The organism is Agrobacterium rubi TR3 = NBRC 13261 (assembly GCF_000739935.1).
In the GTDB taxonomy this organism is placed as follows: domain Bacteria; phylum Pseudomonadota; class Alphaproteobacteria; order Rhizobiales; family Rhizobiaceae; genus Agrobacterium; species Agrobacterium rubi.
In genome coordinates, this window is record NZ_BBJU01000004.1 from 54,507 (window position 1) to 72,291 (window position 17,785).

At 57.7% G+C, this 17,785-nt stretch carries 14 protein-coding genes; 13 read left to right on the forward strand and 1 reads right to left on the reverse strand.

Annotated elements, in window-relative coordinates; all coding sequences use genetic code 11:
* The first annotated feature begins 77 nt into the window (after positions 1-77).
* The 7 genes from mraY to RRU01S_RS03315 all read left to right on the forward strand — a co-directional run bounded on the left by mraY (position 78) and on the right by RRU01S_RS03315 (position 8,075).
* Entirely contained in the window at positions 78-1,178 is a 1,101-nt protein-coding gene (mraY, locus tag RRU01S_RS03285) for a phospho-N-acetylmuramoyl-pentapeptide-transferase (protein ID WP_045228832.1), read from the forward strand.
* 4 nt (positions 1,179-1,182) lie between these two features.
* Positions 1,183-2,592, forward strand: a complete 1,410-nt coding sequence (murD, locus tag RRU01S_RS03290; RefSeq protein WP_045228833.1) for a UDP-N-acetylmuramoyl-L-alanine--D-glutamate ligase — start codon at positions 1,183-1,185, stop codon at positions 2,590-2,592.
* Positions 2,593-2,596: 4 nt separating this feature from the next.
* Positions 2,597-3,751 (forward strand): putative lipid II flippase FtsW, encoded by a 1,155-nt coding sequence (gene ftsW, locus RRU01S_RS03295; RefSeq protein WP_045228834.1) that lies wholly within the window; start codon positions 2,597-2,599, stop codon positions 3,749-3,751.
* A gap of 5 nt (positions 3,752-3,756) precedes the next feature.
* Entirely contained in the window at positions 3,757-4,896 is a 1,140-nt protein-coding gene (gene murG, locus RRU01S_RS03300) for an undecaprenyldiphospho-muramoylpentapeptide beta-N-acetylglucosaminyltransferase (protein WP_045228835.1), read from the forward strand.
* A complete protein-coding gene (gene murC, locus RRU01S_RS03305; protein ID WP_045228836.1) occupies positions 4,893-6,308 on the forward strand; it encodes a UDP-N-acetylmuramate--L-alanine ligase in 1,416 nt (471 codons plus the stop codon). The genes murG and murC overlap by 4 nt, the downstream gene beginning before the upstream one ends.
* Complete coding sequence (murB, locus tag RRU01S_RS03310; RefSeq protein ID WP_045228837.1) at positions 6,305-7,270, forward strand: UDP-N-acetylmuramate dehydrogenase; 966 nt, start codon at positions 6,305-6,307, stop codon at positions 7,268-7,270. The genes murC and murB overlap by 4 nt, the downstream gene beginning before the upstream one ends.
* A 217-nt stretch (positions 7,271-7,487) precedes the next feature.
* Positions 7,488-8,075, forward strand: coding sequence for a GGDEF domain-containing protein (locus RRU01S_RS03315; RefSeq protein ID WP_052815930.1), 588 nt, complete (start codon positions 7,488-7,490; stop codon positions 8,073-8,075).
* A gap of 67 nt (positions 8,076-8,142) precedes the next feature.
* Here the strand turns inward: RRU01S_RS03315 and RRU01S_RS03320 are convergent, their stop codons facing one another.
* Positions 8,143-9,447, reverse strand: coding sequence for an MFS transporter (locus RRU01S_RS03320; RefSeq protein WP_045228838.1), 1,305 nt, complete (start codon positions 9,445-9,447; stop codon positions 8,143-8,145).
* Positions 9,448-10,431: 984 nt separating this feature from the next.
* On the opposite strand from RRU01S_RS03320, the gene RRU01S_RS03325 reads away from it, so the two are divergent.
* From RRU01S_RS03325 to RRU01S_RS03350, 6 genes are all read left to right on the forward strand, one after another.
* Positions 10,432-11,358 carry a D-alanine--D-alanine ligase gene (locus RRU01S_RS03325; RefSeq protein ID WP_045228839.1) on the forward strand — a complete coding sequence of 309 codons (927 nt, stop codon included), beginning with the start codon at positions 10,432-10,434 and terminating at the stop codon, positions 11,356-11,358.
* Positions 11,346-12,275, forward strand: a complete 930-nt coding sequence (locus tag RRU01S_RS03330) for a cell division protein FtsQ/DivIB (protein ID WP_045228840.1) — start codon at positions 11,346-11,348, stop codon at positions 12,273-12,275. Before RRU01S_RS03325 ends, RRU01S_RS03330 begins: the two co-directional genes overlap by 13 nt.
* A complete protein-coding gene (gene ftsA / locus RRU01S_RS03335; protein WP_045228841.1) occupies positions 12,272-13,603 on the forward strand; it encodes a cell division protein FtsA in 1,332 nt (443 codons plus the stop codon). The genes RRU01S_RS03330 and ftsA overlap by 4 nt, the downstream gene beginning before the upstream one ends.
* A gap of 91 nt (positions 13,604-13,694) precedes the next feature.
* The gene (gene ftsZ, locus RRU01S_RS03340) at positions 13,695-15,443 is read left to right on the forward strand and encodes a cell division protein FtsZ (protein ID WP_045228842.1); all 1,749 of its coding nucleotides are present in this window, start codon (positions 13,695-13,697) and stop codon (positions 15,441-15,443) included.
* A gap of 266 nt (positions 15,444-15,709) precedes the next feature.
* Entirely contained in the window at positions 15,710-16,669 is a 960-nt protein-coding gene (gene lpxC / locus RRU01S_RS03345; protein WP_045228843.1) for a UDP-3-O-acyl-N-acetylglucosamine deacetylase, read from the forward strand.
* A 234-nt stretch (positions 16,670-16,903) separates the two neighbouring features.
* On the forward strand, positions 16,904-17,770 hold the full coding sequence (locus RRU01S_RS03350; RefSeq protein WP_045228844.1) for an outer membrane protein assembly factor BamD: 867 nt from the start codon (positions 16,904-16,906) through the stop codon (positions 17,768-17,770).
* Positions 17,771-17,785: the final 15 nt, after the last annotated feature.

The following is a 17,785-nucleotide window of genomic DNA, read 5'->3' on the forward strand; positions in this document are numbered from 1 at the left end:
GCTGAAACAAAAACGTGGAGCGGCGCGGGCTCACCTTATCGGCCCGCCGCTTCAATCGGCCTTTTGAAAGGGCAAACATGCTGATCTGGCTCGTTGAACTGTCGGACAAAGTTCAAATCTTCAACCTGTTCCGGTACATTACCTTCCGGGCCGGTGCTGCACTGTTTACCTCGGCCCTCATCGTCTTCCTGTTTGGCCCCGCCATCATCAATTCCCTGCGCATCCGCCAGGGCAAGGGTCAGCCTATCCGTGCCGATGGTCCGCAGACGCACTTCAAGAAGGCCGGTACGCCGACCATGGGCGGCTTGATGATCCTGGCGGGTATCCTTGGCGGCTCGCTGCTGTGGGGCGACCTCTCAAATGTTTACGTCGTCTCGGTTCTGATGGTGACGCTCGGCTTCGGTGCCATCGGCTTTTACGACGACTATCTGAAAGTCACCAAGCAGAGCGACAAGGGATTCTCCGGCAAGGCCCGTCTCGGTATCGAATTCGTCATTGCCGCGATTGCCGTGTTCTTCATGATGGAGGTCGCACTGGCAACGGCGCCACATGGCGGCACGCTGGGAAGCTCGATCGCCTTTCCGTTCTTCAAGGAGTTCGTGGTCAATCTTGGCTATTTCTTCGTGCTGTTCGGTGCCTTCGTCATCGTCGCCGCTGGGAATGCGGTGAACCTGACGGATGGTCTCGATGGTCTGGCCATCGTCCCGGTCATGATTGCGGCCGCAACCTTCGGCGTCATTTCCTACCTCGTCGGAAACGCGATTTTCGCCAACTATCTCCAGATCAACTTCGTACCTGGCACAGGTGAGCTTGCCGTTATCGTCGGTGCTGTCATTGGCGGGGGGCTTGGTTTCCTGTGGTTCAATGCGCCGCCTGCGGCCATCTTCATGGGCGATACAGGATCGCTGGCGCTGGGTGGCCTGATCGGTTCCATCGCAGTGGCCGTCAAGCACGAGATCGTCATGATCATCGTCGGTGGCCTGTTCGTCATGGAAACGCTATCGGTTATCATTCAGGTGTTCTGGTTCAAGCGCACCGGCAGACGCGTGTTCCTGATGGCACCGATCCACCACCATTTCGAAAAGAAGGGCTGGACGGAAAGCCAGGTTGTTATCCGCTTCTGGATCATCTCCGTTGGGCTTGCGATGCTGGGCCTTGCCACGCTTAAACTGAGATAATCGCATGATCCCTGTCACCTCACTTGCTGGACAAAAGGTTGCCCTCTTCGGTCTCGGCGGCTCAGGCCTCGTTACCGCACGGGCGCTGGTGGCTGGTGGTGCTGAGGTCACGGCATTCGATGACAATCCCGATAGCGTCGCCAAGGCTCAAGCCGAAGGCATACCGACAGCCGATCTTCGCACACTGGACTGGTCGAAGCTTGCCGCTTTCGTTCTGGCGCCCGGTGTGCCGCTGACTCATCCCAAGCCGCACTGGTCGGTCGATCTGGCCCGCGCCGCAGGTGTGGAGGTGATCGGCGATATCGAACTCTTCGTGCGCGAACGCCGTGCACATGCGCCGGATTGCCCCTTCATCGCCATTACCGGCACCAACGGCAAATCCACGACGACTGCGTTGATTGCACATATTCTGACATCGTCTGGTCGCGATACGCAGTTGGGTGGCAACATCGGCACGGCGATCCTCAGCCTCGAACCTCCGAAAGCACAGCGTCTCTATGTGGTTGAGTGCTCTTCCTACCAGATCGATCTCGCGCCGACGCTGAACCCGACCGCAGGCATTCTGCTCAACCTGACGCCTGATCATCTCGACCGTCACGGCACGATGCAGCATTATGCCGATATCAAGGAGCGGCTGGTTGCAGGCAGCGATACGGCCGTCGTTGGTGTCGATGACAGCTATTGCACGTTGATTGCCGACCGCATCGAGCGCGCCGGTGTCACGGTATCGCGTATCTCCAAACGCAATGTCGTCGCCAATGGTCTTTATGCCGAGGGAAGCCGGATCATGAAGGGTGAGAACGGCACGTCGTCGCTTCTGGTAGATCTCGACGGTATTGCGACCCTGCGCGGCAGCCACAACGCACAGAACGCGGCTGCGGCCATTGCTGCGTGCCTTGCTGTCGGCGTTTCGGTGGATGTGGTGAAGGCGGGGCTCAATTCTTTCCCCGGTCTCAAGCACCGCATGCAGCCGGTCGGTCGCCGCGGCAACGTCACCTTCGTCAATGACAGCAAGGCCACCAATGCGGATGCTGCGGCACCGGCCTTGTCCAGCTATGATCGAATCTACTGGATTGCTGGCGGGCTGCCGAAGGCGGGGGGCATCAGTAGCCTTTCGCCGTTGTTTTCCCACATTGCCAAGGCATATCTCATCGGTGAAGCAGCGGCGGAATTTGCCGCGACGCTGGGCGAGGCCGTGCCTTACGAAATCGCCGGAACGCTGGACAAAGCTGTCGAGCATGCGGCAGCCGATGCGCAAGCGGATGGCAGAGACGGAAACATCGTCATGTTATCCCCGGCTTGCGCAAGCTTCGACCAATATAAGAATTTTGAAATTCGTGGTGATTCGTTCGTTTCGCACGTTGCGGCACTTGATGGCGTGACGATATTGGTCGGTTCTCAAAAGGGAGAATGAAGAAATGGTAAGCCGTATAGACCGGGGGCCGGTCGCGGAATGGTTCTGGACCATCGACCGTTTCTTCCTAACTGCGTTCATCGCATTGATGGGCATTGGGCTGATGCTGTCGTTTGCGGCGTCTCCAGCTGTCGCAGAGCGCATCGGCCTCAACAGCTTCTTTTTCGTGGAGCGTCAGGCGATGTTCATGGTGCCATCAGTGGCGATCATGCTCGGCCTGTCCTTCCTCACACCGCGCCAAGTGCGCCGTGTCGCCGTCATCATGCTCATCGTTGCGCTGCTGATGATGATCTTTGCGCTGTTTTTCGGGATCGAAGTGAAGGGCGCGCGCCGCTGGATTTCCATCGGCAGTTTCTCCATTCAGCCGTCCGAATTCATGAAGCCCGCCTTCGTGATCGTCTGTGCATGGCTGTTTGCCGAGCGCGCTCGCCATCCTGAAATTCCCGGCAACCTCTTCGCCATCATCACCTTCGGCATCGTGGCAGCCCTTCTCATCGCCCAGCCTGACTTCGGCCAGACCATTCTGACTTCAGTCGTGTGGGGCGGCATGTTCTTCATGGCCGGTATTCCATGGTTCTGGATCATCATGCTGGGTGGCCTTGGCGTCGGTGGCATCATCACCGCCTATCTGATGCTGCCGCACGTTGCCGGTCGTATCGACCGATTCTGGACGGGCGAGGGCGACACGTTTCAGGTGGATACGGCGCGCGAAGCCATCATTCGCGGCAACTGGTTCGGTCAGGGTCCGGGCGAAGGTATCGTCAAGCGAATCATTCCCGATAGCCACACCGACTTTATCTTCTCGGTTGCGGCGGAAGAATTCGGCATTCTGTTCTGCATGCTGCTGGTCATGATCTTCGCCTTCATCGTGCTGCGGGGCCTCAGCCACGCCTTCAAGGAAAAGGACGATTTCGTCCGCTTTGCGGTCGCTGGTCTGGTGTTGCAGATCGGCATGCAGTCGATGATCAATATCGGCGTCAATCTGGAACTGATGCCTGCCAAGGGCATGACGCTGCCGCTGATTTCCTATGGTGGCTCTTCCATGATGGCGATTTGTGTGACGGCTGGTTTTCTTCTGGCGCTGACCCGCCATCGCCCTGAAAAACGTGCGCAGGAGCGCAGTTTCTTCCGGGTCAATGCAGGCCTTCCTGCGGAGTAAAGAGTATGAGCAAAGGCATCGTTCTGCTAGCCGCCGGGGGAACCGGCGGCCATGTGTTTCCGGCAGAGGCGCTGGCATATGAGTTGAAGGCGCGCGGCTATTCCGTGCATCTGGTGACCGACAGTCGTGCTGAACGTTACGCGGGCAAATTCCCAGCCGATGAAATTCACGTGGTGCCATCCGCCACCATCGGCTCAAAGAACCCTATCTCCGTTGCCAAGGCGCTGCTGAAGCTGTGGACCGGCCTTCGCGCTGCGCGCCGTCTGGTGACAAAGTTGAAGCCGGTCGCCGTCGTCGGTTTTGGTGGCTATCCCACAGTGCCGCCGCTATTGGCTTCCACGGGTCTTGGTGTGCCGTCGATCATCCATGAGCAGAACGCTGTGATGGGCCGCGCCAACAAGGCGCTGGCCAAGCGTGTGAAGGCGATCGCCGGTGGCTTTCTGCCGGAAAACAAGGGCGATTATGCCGACAAGACCGTGACGACCGGCAACCCCGTTCGTCCCGCCGTGCTGACGGCTGCCGACGTGGCTTACGCGCCGTCTGGAGCCGGTGAGCCGTTCCAGCTCGTCGTGTTTGGTGGAAGTCAGGGCGCGCAGTTCTTTTCCGGCGCCGTGCCCGCCGCCATCTGCCTGATGCCGAACGAGATGCGTTCTCGCATTTCGTTGACACAACAGGCGCGCCCGGAAGACAAGGACAGTGTCATCGCCTCCTATGCCAAGCTGGGTGTGAAAGCGGACGTCTCGCCCTTCTTTGGCGACATGGCTGAGCGGATCGCGGGTGCCAATCTCGTCATCAGTCGTTCGGGTGCGTCAACTGTGTCGGAACTCTCCGTCATCGGGCGTCCGTCGGTGCTGGTGCCTTATCCGCATGCTCTCGACCACGATCAGGCCGCCAATGCCGCAGCCCTTTCGGCAGCGGGTGGTGCAAGCGTTATCAAGCAGTCCGAACTGTCTCCGCAAAAACTTTCATCCCTGCTGAGCGATGCCATGAACGATCCTGATCGTCTGGCCAACACGGCGGCGGCTGCCAAAGCCACCGGCAAGCCGGATGCGGCGCAGCGTCTGGCCGATCTGGTGGAAGCGATTGCCGCTGGTCAGTCCGTTCAGCAATTTAAAGCAAAAAATAAAGAAGGAGTGCATCCATGAAGATGCCGAAAGCCATAGGACTCGTCCATTTCATCGGAATCGGCGGCATCGGCATGAGCGGCATTGCCGAGGTGCTTCACAATCTCGGCCACCGCGTGCAGGGCTCCGATCAGGCAGACAGCGCCAATGTGCAGCGTCTGCGTGACAAGGGCATCGAGGTCTTCGTCGGACAGGCTGCGGAAAACCTCGGCGATGCCGAAGTGGTCGTGGTTTCCACGGCGATCAAGAAGAACAACCCGGAGCTTGCGGCAGCACGTGAAAAGCACCTGCCGATTGTTCGCCGTGCCGAAATGCTGGCCGAGCTGATGCGCTTCCGTAATGCCATCGCCATTGGCGGCACGCACGGCAAGACCACGACGACCTCCATGGTCGCAACGCTGTTGGAAGCAGGCAATCTCGACCCAACCGTCATCAATGGCGGCATCATCAACGCTTACGGCACCAATGCGCGCATGGGTGAGGGCGAGTGGATGGTGGTGGAGGCCGACGAATCGGACGGCACCTTCCTGAAACTGCCCGCCGATGTCGCCGTCATCACCAACATCGACCCGGAGCATCTGGACCATTACGGCAATTTCGACGCTGTGCGGGCCGCATTCCGCCAGTTCGTGGAAAACGTGCCCTTCTATGGTTTCGGCGTGTTGTGTATCGACCATCCCGAAGTGCAGACGCTGGTGGGCAAGATCGAAGACCGCAAGGTCATCACCTACGGCGAAAATCCACAGGCCGACGTGCGCTTCTCCAATGTGCGCATTGATGGAACCAAGTCGATTTTCGACGTGGAAATCCGCCGTCGCCGCACCGGCAAGATATTCACTTTCACCGACCTCGTGCTGCCAATGCCCGGTCGTCACAACGTCTCGAATGCGACGGCGGCTATTGCGGTCGCCAATCGCCTCGGCATTTCTGTCGAAGACATCAAGAAGGGGCTGGCCTCCTTCGGTGGCGTCAAACGCCGTTTCACGTTGACGGGCGAATCCAACGGCGTGCAGGTCTTCGACGATTACGGCCATCACCCCGTCGAGATCAAAGCCGTGTTGAAGGCCGCGCGTGAAGCATGCAGCGGTCGCATCATCGCTGTGCACCAGCCGCACCGTTATTCGCGCCTTTCCAGCCTGTTTGAAGATTTTGCGCATTGTTTCAACGATGCCGACACAATTCTTCTTGCTCCGGTCTATGCGGCGGGCGAAGATGCCATCGAGGGTGTGAACTCCGAGACGCTCGTTTCAGCCACAAGAGCTGCGGGCCATCGGGATGCGCGTCATCTCGCCTCCCGCGACGATCTGGCAAAGACAGTTGCAGGCATTGCGAAACCTGGTGATTTCGTGGTTCTTTTGGGAGCTGGTAATATTACGCAGTGGGCGGCAGTGCTGCCCTCAGAATTGGATAGCATTTCAGGAAAGTCTGCATGAGACAGGTGGATGGGGTAAAGTTGCTGGAGAAACTCGGCGACGGAGTAAAGGAACTCAGAGGACGTTTGACGCCGGATTCGCCGATGGATCGCGTAACGTGGTTCAGGGCAGGTGGTCTGGCGGAACTGATGTTCCAGCCCCATGACGTGGATGACCTCATCGCTTTCCTCAAAATCCTGCCGGAAGACGTTCCGCTGACGGTTGTCGGCGTCGGCTCCAACCTGCTGGTCCGTGATGGCGGCATTCCCGGCGTCGTCGTTCGTCTGTCCGCCAAAGGCTTCGGCCAGGTGGAACTGGCAGGCGAAAACCGCATCAAGGCCGGTGCGATCTGCCCGGACAAGCACATCTCTGCGATGGCCATGGATAACGGCATCGGCGGTTTCCATTTCTACTACGGCATTCCCGGCTCCATCGGCGGCGCGCTGCGCATGAACGCCGGTGCCAATGGCGGCGAGACGAAGGATCGTGTCGTCGAGGTTTACGCCGTGGACCGTCAGGGCAATCAGCACACCCTGTCCAATGCGGATATGGGCTACAGCTATCGCCACTCCGAAGCATCCAAGGATCTGATTTTCACAGGTGCCCTGTTCGAAGGCCACCCGGAAGACCGGGCGAAAATCCGCGCTGACATGGACGCCGTTCGCCACCATCGCGAGACGGTTCAGCCGATCCGCGAGCAGACTGGCGGCTCAACGTTCAAGAACCCCGAAGGACATTCGGCCTGGAGCCTCATCGATGAGGCTGGCGGTCGCGGCATGGTCATCGGCGGCGCGCAAATGTCATCGCTGCATTGCAATTTCATGATCAACACCGGTCACGCGACCGGCTACGATCTGGAATATCTGGGTGAAGCGGTGCGCAAGCGCGTGTTCGAACATGCAGGCATTCGCCTGGAGTGGGAAATCAAGCGCCTCGGCCTTTTCATGCCGGGGAGAGAAGTAGAGGCGTTCCTTGGTAGCTGACAATGAAACGATGCCGGGCAGTTATCTGTTGCCCCCGCTTTTGTTTCGTCTAGCCACGTCCAAAGATCGCACTACACTCCAGCCGCTGCGTTTTGCATCTGCTTTCTCAATAACGGTTACGTTGATCGCTCTTGTCCTCAACGTAACCGCACTCAGCACGTTGATTGTCCTAGGATTTGTTCCCAACCCCAAGACAGCTTTATGGGTTGGCAGCACTTTGACCGTTTTCATCACGTTTCCGATCTCCTTCGTGCTGTCGCATATCATCGCCAAGCAGGTAAAATGTCTTTCCATTTCCCATGAGCGCTACAAACATCTCAGCCATACGGATGGTCTGACAGGTCTGCGGAACCGGGCGGGGCTGCATGCCGAGGCAAAGCATCTGGACGAGGACTATTGTCTAGCCTTCTTCGACATCGATCACTTCAAGTCGATTAATGACAATTACGGTCATGCTGCTGGAGATGCAGTGATATCCGGCATCGCACGGCGCATCGCTGAGGCCTTTCCGGCATCGTCGCTTTTGAGTAGGCTCGGCGGTGAGGAGTTCGTGGTTGCAACGTCAAACATTCCGCTCGCCGATTTCTCTGCGTATTGCGAGGCTTGTCGACAGTCGGTTGAGGCTCAGCCTTTTGTGGCCGAGAGCGTTTCCATCAATGTCACGATTTCGATTGGAATCTCGACGCCCAGAAATGATGAGGCGTTCGAGAACGTCATGCACCGTGCCGATGTTGCGCTCTACAGGGCGAAACAATCTGGACGCAATCATGTTGTCGTAGACGACGAACAAAGTCTTGCCGGGTGATCTCTACAAACGAAAACAGCCGGACGATTGATCCGGCTGTTTTGATTTCAAAAGTGAAGATGACGGCTTACACTTCGTCTTTGCGCGACAGCATGATGCACAGCAGGGTGATCAGCGCGGCAACGCAGAGGTAGTAGCCGACGTAGCCCATGCCGTAATTTACCTGCAGCCATGTGGCGATGTAGGGCGCCAGCGATGCGCCGAAGATGCCTGCCATGTTGAAGGTGATGGACGAGCCCGTGTAGCGAACCGTCGTCGGGAAGGGGGCTGCGAGGGCCGTGCCGATGAGGCCGTAGGTCATGCCCATCAATGCCATGGCGAGTGCTGCGAAGAGGAAGATCGAGCCTTCACCGCCGGTCATCAGGCCGGGCAGCAGGAACGAGAAGGCACCGATCAGCACGGTCGTGGCAATCAGGACTTCGCGACGGCCGAAGCGTTCGGCCAGCTTTCCGGCGATGGGAATGAAGATGCCGAAGACGACCGAGCTGACGAGCTGAACTTCCAGTGCGTCGAGGAACGGAATTTTCAGAACCTTGACGTTGTAGGACAGCAGATAGGCCGTGCCGATGTAGAATAGCACGAAGGTTGCCAGCGCCACGAAGGTGCCGAGCAACAGGCTGCGCTTGTGATGGCGGAAGAGTTCGGCAACGGGTACGGCGACGCGCTCTTCCTTGTCGATAGCCTTCTGGAAGGCAGGCGTTTCCGTGATCGACAGACGCACCCACAGACCTACGGCGATGAGGATGATCGACGCGACGAAGGGAATGCGCCAGCCCCAGCTGAGCAAGGCTTCCTGCGACATCAGGTGAAGCAGCAGCCAGAAGACGCCGGAGGAAAGGAAGAGGCCGAGTGGAGCGCCGAGCTGCGGGAACATGCCGTACCAGCTGCGCTTGCCGGGAGGGGCGTTTTCCGTTGCCAGAAGCACGGCGCCACCCCATTCACCACCAAGGCCAAAGCCCTGACCGAAACGGCACAGCGCCAGAAGCAGCGGCGCCAGAACGCCAGCTGTTTCATAGGATGGCAACAGACCGATGATGACGGTTGAAACACCCATGGTCAGAAGTGCAGCGACGAGCGTCGTCTTGCGGCCCACGCGGTCGCCATAATGGCCGAAGACCACGGCACCCAGCGGACGGGCGAAGAAAGCGATGGAGAAGGTGGCGAAAGACGCCAGAAGCGCCGTCATCGGGTCGTTGTTGGGGAAGAACAACGTCGGGAACACGAGCACTGCTGCGGTCGCATAAACGTAGAAGTCGAAGAACTCGATGGTCGTGCCGACCACGCTGGCAGTAAGAACTCGTGCAGGCGAATTTGTCTTTACATCGTTCGGATTTGCAGCGGTCGGCGATACTCTGGATATCGCGTCGGACATTATATTCGTTCCATTGTTAAGTAAGACTTATGACCCTTTACCGGGCTAAGGTTGCGTTAAAGCAATTTTCAAACGTTTGGAACGGTTAAAGCGCAATATCTTGGAAAAAACTTATGTACGGGCGACGTTATAGGAATAGGGCGGTGCTTTGACGGTCGAATTGAGCAGGTTGCGTGATCAGCCTTGGCGTTGCGAAATTTCCCGCATTCCAGCAGACGTGAGGTAAGCGCGCTTTGGTCAGACCGCGACACGCTTACCTCGTTATTGAGGGATGCCCTTATCGTTCAACGGTGTCCCGCTGAGCGAGTGAATTATCCCGGATGACCGCCCGAGCAGCTCTTCGTGATGGGATTGCAGACGTTGGCAAACGAGTTGGTTGCCATGAGATTTGGCGCAGAAAGCAGCGCAATCAGCAGGGTACAAGCAGACATAATCTTCATGATAAAACACCTTTGAAAATGTGTGAAAAAATAAACTTATTACTTTAGGTTGCCTTAATAAGGCATAGCAATCATAAGTTAACTGATGTTTGCCTGTCAAGTTGCGGTTGCACGATTTTCATTTGGGTTCGATGAGAGCCGTTGCACTGCTCCACGCTTGTGTCATTTGAGGACGAAGTCGCTACCGCATGGAGCCAGCCGCATAGCTGCAACACACGGAAGATGGCTGGGGAAAAGCGGTGAATCTTAACGAATCGAACTTGCTTTCCAGGCCGATGCCGGAAGCACGCGCAACGATTTTATTTCATCCCGTTGAAATTCTGAATCTTGCATTGGCTGCAACTCTCTGATTCCAAGGAAGGAATCCGTGCCTTCAGTGATTCTTTAACAAAAATCATGTCGTCGGCGCATTCGGTTAACGAAAGTAAACACTTCATTAACCTTAATGGCGCTTAGTGATTGGCAACGGAGCGGACGAGAGAATCGCAGAACCGATTGATGTTCGGCTGATCTCGTTCAGGTGATTTTGGTGTCAGAGGTTGTCATGAGCGGCAAACACGTAGCTGTTCTTTTGGGTGGGTTTTCTTCAGAGCGGCCAGTCAGCCTCTCGTCGGGAGAGGCTTGCGCATCGGCTCTGGAAGGCGAGGGCTTTCAGGTGACACGTGTAGACGTGGACCGGAATGTTGCCGCGACGCTTTCTGCGCTGCGCCCTGATGTCGTGTTCAATGCGCTTCACGGTCCCTATGGCGAAGACGGCACCATTCAGGGCATTCTCGAATATCTTCAAATTCCCTACACGCATTCGGGCGTCGCGGCATCTTCGCTTGCGATGAACAAGTCCCAGTCCAAGAAGATAGCGGCTGCGGCCGGTATTCCTGTGGCCATCGAGAAAGTTCTCAACCGTTTCGATATCGGCAACGAGCATCCGCTTGCACCGCCTTACGTGGTCAAGCCGGTCAGCGAAGGTTCGAGCTTCGGCGTTGTGATGGTCAAGGAAGACCAGTCGCATCCACCGCAAATCCTGGGATCGAGCGAATGGCGTTACGGCGATTCCGTAATGGTCGAGCGCTACATCCATGGTCGCGAGTTCACCTGCGGGGTCATGAACGGTGAGGCTATGGCCGTGACCGAAGTGATACCGTTGGGTCACGGATTTTACGATTACGACGCGAAATACGCAAAAGGTGGCTCAAAGCATGTCATTCCTGCGGAAATTTCACCAAAAATTTACCAAAAAATCCAATCATTGGCGGTCATGGCGCATCAGGTGATTGGCTGCCGTGGCGTAAGCCGTTCGGACTTCCGCTACGACGACCGTTTCTCAGAAGAAGGCGAATTGATCTGGCTTGAGATAAACACTCAGCCGGGCATGACGCCGACCTCCCTCGTGCCCGAAATGGCAGCTTATGCAGGACAATCCTTTGGTGAGTTTGTCCGCTGGATGGTGGAGGACGCTTCGTGTTCGCGATAACAGGCAAAAAGTCGTCAGTTAAAAAGCGCGAACAATCCGCTTCGGCATCTGTCGATGAGCGGATGGTGTTGCCGCGCCCGCTGCGCAAGGTGTTCCGCTTCGGCGTTTCGCTGGCGACGGGACGTGTCCATATTCCCGCGCATACCGGCACACTGGCAACGGCTGCATTCTTTTCATGCGTCGGTCTCTACGGCATGTCGCTCGGCGGTCACACGAATGTGGTGACGCAGGCAACGACATCGGCTGCGGGCTTTGCAATCGAAGACGTAAAGGTCTCCGGCAATATTCAGACGTCGGAAATCGATGTGTTCCAGCTTCTGGGTCTCGATGGTGCAACCTCGCTGATCGCGCTCGATGTGAATGCTGCGCGCAAGAAGCTGACGGAACTGCCTTGGGTCGAAGATGTGGATGTTCGCAAGATTTATCCCAAGACCATCGAAGTGCGCCTCAAGGAGCGTGAAGCCTTCGGCATCTGGCAGCATGGCACGGAGCTTTCGCTGATCGAAAAGAGCGGCAGCGTCATCGCGCCGTTGCGTGACAATAAATATGCCGGTCTGCCGCTGTTCGTCGGACGTGATGCCGAAACGGGTGCTGCTGGCTTCGTTGATGAACTCGCTGACTGGCCAGAGATTCGCAACCGCGTGCGGGCCTATGTTCGCGTTGCTGGCCGTCGCTGGGATCTGCATCTAGATAATGGCATCGTCGTCAAGCTGCCGGAAGAAAACGTGCCCAAGGCGCTGCAACTGCTGTCGCGCATGGACATGGAAGACAAGGTTCTGTCGCGTGATGTGGCTGCTGTCGATCTGCGTCTTTCGGACCGCACGACCGTGCAGCTGACCGAAGGTGCAGCCGAGCGTCGCCAGAAGGCTGTCGAAGCACGCACCAAAGCGATCAAGTTGGCGGAGAAGAACACATGAGCTTTTTTGGTTCTTCCCACTTCGGTCTCCCGCGGTTGAAGCCTTTGTCGTCCAAGCGCAGCCATGTGGTTTCGGTTCTCGATATCGGTTCCACCAAGGTCGTTTGCATGATCGGTCGTCTCACACCGCGTGAGGAAACCGAAGTGCTGCCGGGTCGTACCCACAAGGTCGAAGTCATCGGCATCGGTCACCAGCGTTCGCGCGGCGTCAAATCCGGCGTCATTGCCGATCTGGATGCGCTGGAAGGCGTCATTCGTCTGGCCGTGGATGCAGCCGAGCGCATGGCAGGTCTCACCGTCGATAGCCTGATCGTCAATGTTTCCGCAGGCCGCATCGCCAGCGACATTTACACCGCCAGCATCGATCTGGGCGGCCAGGAAGTCGAATCGGGCGATCTGCGCAAGGTTCTGATTGCCGCCAGCCAGCAGTCTCTGCGCCAGGATCGCGCCATTCTGCACTCGCTGCCAACCGGCTACTCGCTGGATGGAGAGCGCGGCATTCGCGATCCACTGTCGATGTATGGCGATATGCTGGGCGTGGACATGCATGTGGTGACGGCCGAGCGCACTGCGCTGAAGAACCTGGAACTGTGCATCAACCGCGCTCACCTGTCGGTCGAAGGCATCGTTGCGACACCTTATGCCAGCGGCCTCGCAGCTCTGGTGGACGATGAAGTCGAGCTTGGTTGTGCGGCCATCGACATGGGCGGCGGCACGACGACGATTTCGGTTTTTGCCGAGGGCCGTCTGGTTCACACCGATGCCATCGGTCTTGGCGGACACCACGTCACCACCGATCTGGCGCGTGGCCTTTCGACCCGTATCGAAGATGCCGAGCGCCTGAAGGTCGTTCACGGTTCGGCACTGGCCAACGGTTCCGACGACCGCGACATGATTGCCGTTCCGCCGATTGGCGAGGACGACCGCGACCAGCCTTCGCAGGTGTCGCGTGCTCTCGTCAGCCGCATTGTTCGGGCTCGCATCGAAGAGACATTGGAATTGATCCGCGACCGCATCCAGAAATCGGGCTTTTCCCCGATCGTCGGCAAGCGCGTGGTTCTGACCGGAGGTGCCAGTCAGTTGACCGGCCTGCCGGAAACGGCGCGGCGCATTCTTGCCCGCAACGTTCGCATCGGCCGCCCCATGGGCGTGTCCGGCCTGCCGGTCGCGGCCAAAGGCCCGGCCTTTTCCACAGCCTGCGGGCTGATGATTTATCCGCAGATCGCGGACATCGAAATCCATGCGGCGCAGAACGGAATGTTCTCGCCGTTCGGAACAGGTAGTGGCCGGATAGCCCGCGTAGGGCAATGGCTGAAGGAAAGTTTCTGACCTCTGTCTGCCCATCGGGCAGGGGACTGAGTGACGTTTATTAAGAATTGGCCTGCGGGGCGATGCGGCCAGAGAAAGAAGGAATGTTAAAATGACGATACAGCTGCAAAAGCCGGATATCACCGAGCTGAAGCCACGCATCACCGTTTTCGGCGTTGGCGGTGGCGGCGGTAACGCTGTGAACAACATGATCACGGCTGGCCTCCAGGGCGTCGACTTCGTCGTCGCCAACACGGATGCACAGGCACTGACGATGACGAAGGCCGACCGGGTTATCCAGCTCGGCGTCAACGTTACCGAAGGTCTGGGCGCGGGTTCGCAGCCGGAAGTCGGCCGCGCTGCTGCCGAAGAGTGCATCGATGAAATCATCGACCACCTGAACGGCACGCACATGTGCTTCGTCACTGCCGGCATGGGCGGTGGTACCGGTACCGGTGCTGCTCCCGTCGTCGCACAGGCTGCCCGCAACAAAGGCATTCTGACGGTTGGCGTCGTGACCAAGCCTTTCCACTTCGAAGGCGGTCGCCGCATGCGTCTGGCCGAACAGGGCATCGAGGAACTGCAGAAGTCCGTCGATACGCTGATCGTCATTCCAAACCAGAACCTGTTCCGTATTGCCAACGACAAAACCACGTTTGCCGACGCATTTGCGATGGCTGACCAGGTTCTCTACTCCGGCGTTGCCTGCATTACCGACCTGATGGTGAAGGAAGGTCTTATCAACCTCGACTTCGCCGACGTTCGCTCCGTGATGCGCGAAATGGGCCGTGCGATGATGGGTACCGGCGAGGCTTCCGGCCAGGGCCGTGCCATGCAGGCTGCGGAAGCGGCGATTGCCAACCCGCTGCTCGACGAAACATCGATGAAGGGTGCACAGGGCCTCCTGATCTCCATCACCGGTGGTCGCGACATGACCCTGTTCGAAGTCGACGAAGCCGCGACCCGTATTCGCGAAGAAGTCGATCCGGACGCTAACATCATCCTCGGCGCGACATTCGACGAAGCTCTGGAAGGCCTCATCCGCGTATCCGTCGTTGCCACAGGCATCGACCGCGTTCCTGGCCAGATGGAACGCAACGCTGAAGAGCTTCGCCAGGCTGCTGCTGCAAAGCCGCTTATTCGTCCTTCCGCGGCCGTTGCTTCTGCTCCGGCCGCAGTGCAGCCTGCCCCAGTCATGCAGGCACCAAAGACGACCGTAGACCCTATTGCCCAGACCATTCGCGACGCCGACATGGAACGGGAAATGGCACTGGCAGCTGCTGAACAGCGGCTTCGTCAGGCCCAGGCAGAAGCCGAATTCCGGCCTCAGAGCAAGCTGTTCGCAGCTGCTCCAGCGGAAGCACCGGTTGCTGCTCGCCCCGCAGCACCGGTGCCCACCGCACCTGCGCCTGCCTACCATGCTCCAGAACAGGTGGCAGCACCTGCTCCTCGCATGCAGGCTCCGGCTCCGGTCTATCATGAGCCCGCTCCAGTCGCCCGCGCGCCTGAGCCGGTCCGCATGCCAAAGGTCGAGGATTTCCCACCGGTTGTTAAGGCCGAGATGGATCACCGCGCCCACCCGGCCTCTGCCGTTCCGGAAGAGCGTGGCCCAATGGGTCTTCTGAAGCGCATAACCAATTCGCTGGGTCGCCGCGAAGAGGAAGAAACCGTTCCGTCCGAGATGATGGATGCGCCAAGCCTGGCCACTCAGCAGCGTCGTCCGCTGTCTCAGGAAGCCAGCCTCTACGCACCGCGTCGCGGCAATCTGGACGATCACGGCCGTCAGACACCGTCGTCTGCCAGCCAGCACGATGACGATCAGCTCGAGATTCCGGCGTTCCTTCGCCGCCAGTCGAACTGATCCTCGTGATTCTGCATTCAACCGATACCCGGGCTCGAAAGGCCCGGGTATCGTTGTTTTAAAGCCATGGAGAATGGTGCCCGTTCGCCAGCATTTTCAATGCGTTGAGTCTGTTACAAAAGGAAATCAACAGTGATTTGAGATAGCGCGGCACTGGGTTTAAGTATGGCCATGAGACGAGGACATAAAGCGACGTTTATTTGCCTCGGTTGAATTCGGATCGTGTCTGTGTCAAAGGCAGATCCACACGTAAAGGCTTGAATAGCATGACCATCGGACTGCTCGGTTTCCAGACAACTATCGCCAATTCTGTTCAGCTTGAAGGCATTGGCGTTCATTCCGGTAACCCTGTGTCCATGACGTTCCAGCCAGCGGAAGCGGGTACCGGTATCGTCTTTAGCCGCCAGTACGAAAATGGCAGCACCGTCGACATCAAGGCTGTTTCGTCCAACGTCGGCAACACCGATCTGTGCACCGTCATCGGACGTTCTGCTGCGCAATCCGTATCGACCGTCGAGCATATCATGGCGGGCATCTACGCCATGGGCATCGACAATCTCATCGTTGAAGTCGACGGTCCTGAAGTTCCGATCATGGACGGCAGCTCTGCTCCCTTCATCGAAGCCATCGAATCAGCTGGCATCAAGAGCCTTGGCGTGAAACGTCCCTATATCCGCGTCATCAAGCCCGTGCGAATCGATGCCGGTGCATCCTGGGCTGAGTTCCGCCCCTATGACGGCACGCGCTTCGAAGTCGAGATCGATTTCGACACACCCTTGATTGGCCGTCAGGTTTGGAAGGGTGATCTGACACCGGAAACATTCAAGAACGAGCTGTCCCGTGCCCGTACCTTCGGTTTCATGCGTGATGTCGAGCGCCTTTGGGCTGCCGGTTACGCGCTGGGTTCGTCGCTGGAAAACTCGGTCGTCATTTCCGACGACAACACGGTCATCAACATGGAAGGCCTGCGTTACGAGAAGGACGAGTTCGTGCGTCACAAGACGCTGGATGCGGTTGGCGATCTTGCCCTTGCAGGCGCTCAGTTCATTGGTTGCTACCGGTCCTATCGCGGTGGCCACAAAGTCAATGCCAACGCGCTGAAGGCCCTGTTGAGCGACCCATCCGCCTACGAGATTGTCGAGGCACCGGCCGTGCGCCAGCCCGTCGTTCGCGTACGTGAATTCGTTGCTGTTCAGCAGCCGGTCTTTGCACCGTGGTCTGCGTGATCTCTTAAATCACTCAACAAAAAGCCGTCCTTCTGGGCGGCTTTTTCGTATGGGACTTTGAAAAGCAAAATAAAATGACGGCTTTACGGTAAAGATAATCACCAGTTGCGTGACCTCATGCCATAAAAATGCGTTATTGCGTCATCATTGCGTTGCCCTGCGGACGCTTTTATGGCTAGAAACGCCACTGTAAAGCCGATGTTCTGTAGTGACGCAGGAAGTGGGAACTGACGAATGAAGCGTGTAGTGTCTGGTGCGATGAATGGAACGGTGCGAGGAGTGCTCGTATCGCTGATGCTGATCGGCGCCGGAACGCTGGTAACAGCCTGCCAGTCTGATCCCGATATCGACATCACCAAGCTTGGCGTCGAGACCGACCCCCCTGATGTGCTCTACAAGCAGGGCCTTGCCAACATGAATGCTGGCAACATGACCGAAGCCGGTCGCAAGTTCTCCGCCATCGACAAGCAATATCCATTTACCGAATGGGGCCAGAAGGCGCTGGTGATGAACACCTTCATCGCGACGCGCCAAAACAAGAACGAAGTCGCCATCGCATCGGGTTCGCGCTTCCTCAAGCAATATCCACGCGCCAAGGATGCCGCTTACGTTCAGTACATGATCGGTCTTGCCTATTCCAAGCAGATTGCCGACGTGACGCAGGACCAGCGTGCTGCACAGCGCACCATCGAGGCGATGAACAAGGTCGTCAACGATTATCCGACATCCGAATATGTGCCTGATGCGCAGGCGAAAATCCGCTTTGCTCGTGACCAGCTTGCTGGTCGTGAAATGCAGGTTGGCCGCTACTATCTCGAGCGCAAGGAATATCTTGCTGCCGTGTCGCGCTTCCGCATCGTCATCGAACAATATCAGAACACCAACCAGATCGAAGAAGCGCTGGCACGTATTACAGAAGCCTATTACGCCATGGGCCTGACGGATGAGGCGCAGACCGCTGCTGCCGTTCTCGGTAATAACTATCCCGACAGCCAATGGTATGATGATTCCTACAAGTTGTTGAAGGGGCAGGGGCTTGAGCCACGCGAAAACAAGGAATCGTGGATTTCCCGCGCCGGCAAGAAGCTTGTGGGTGCCTGAGAACAGAGCATAAGA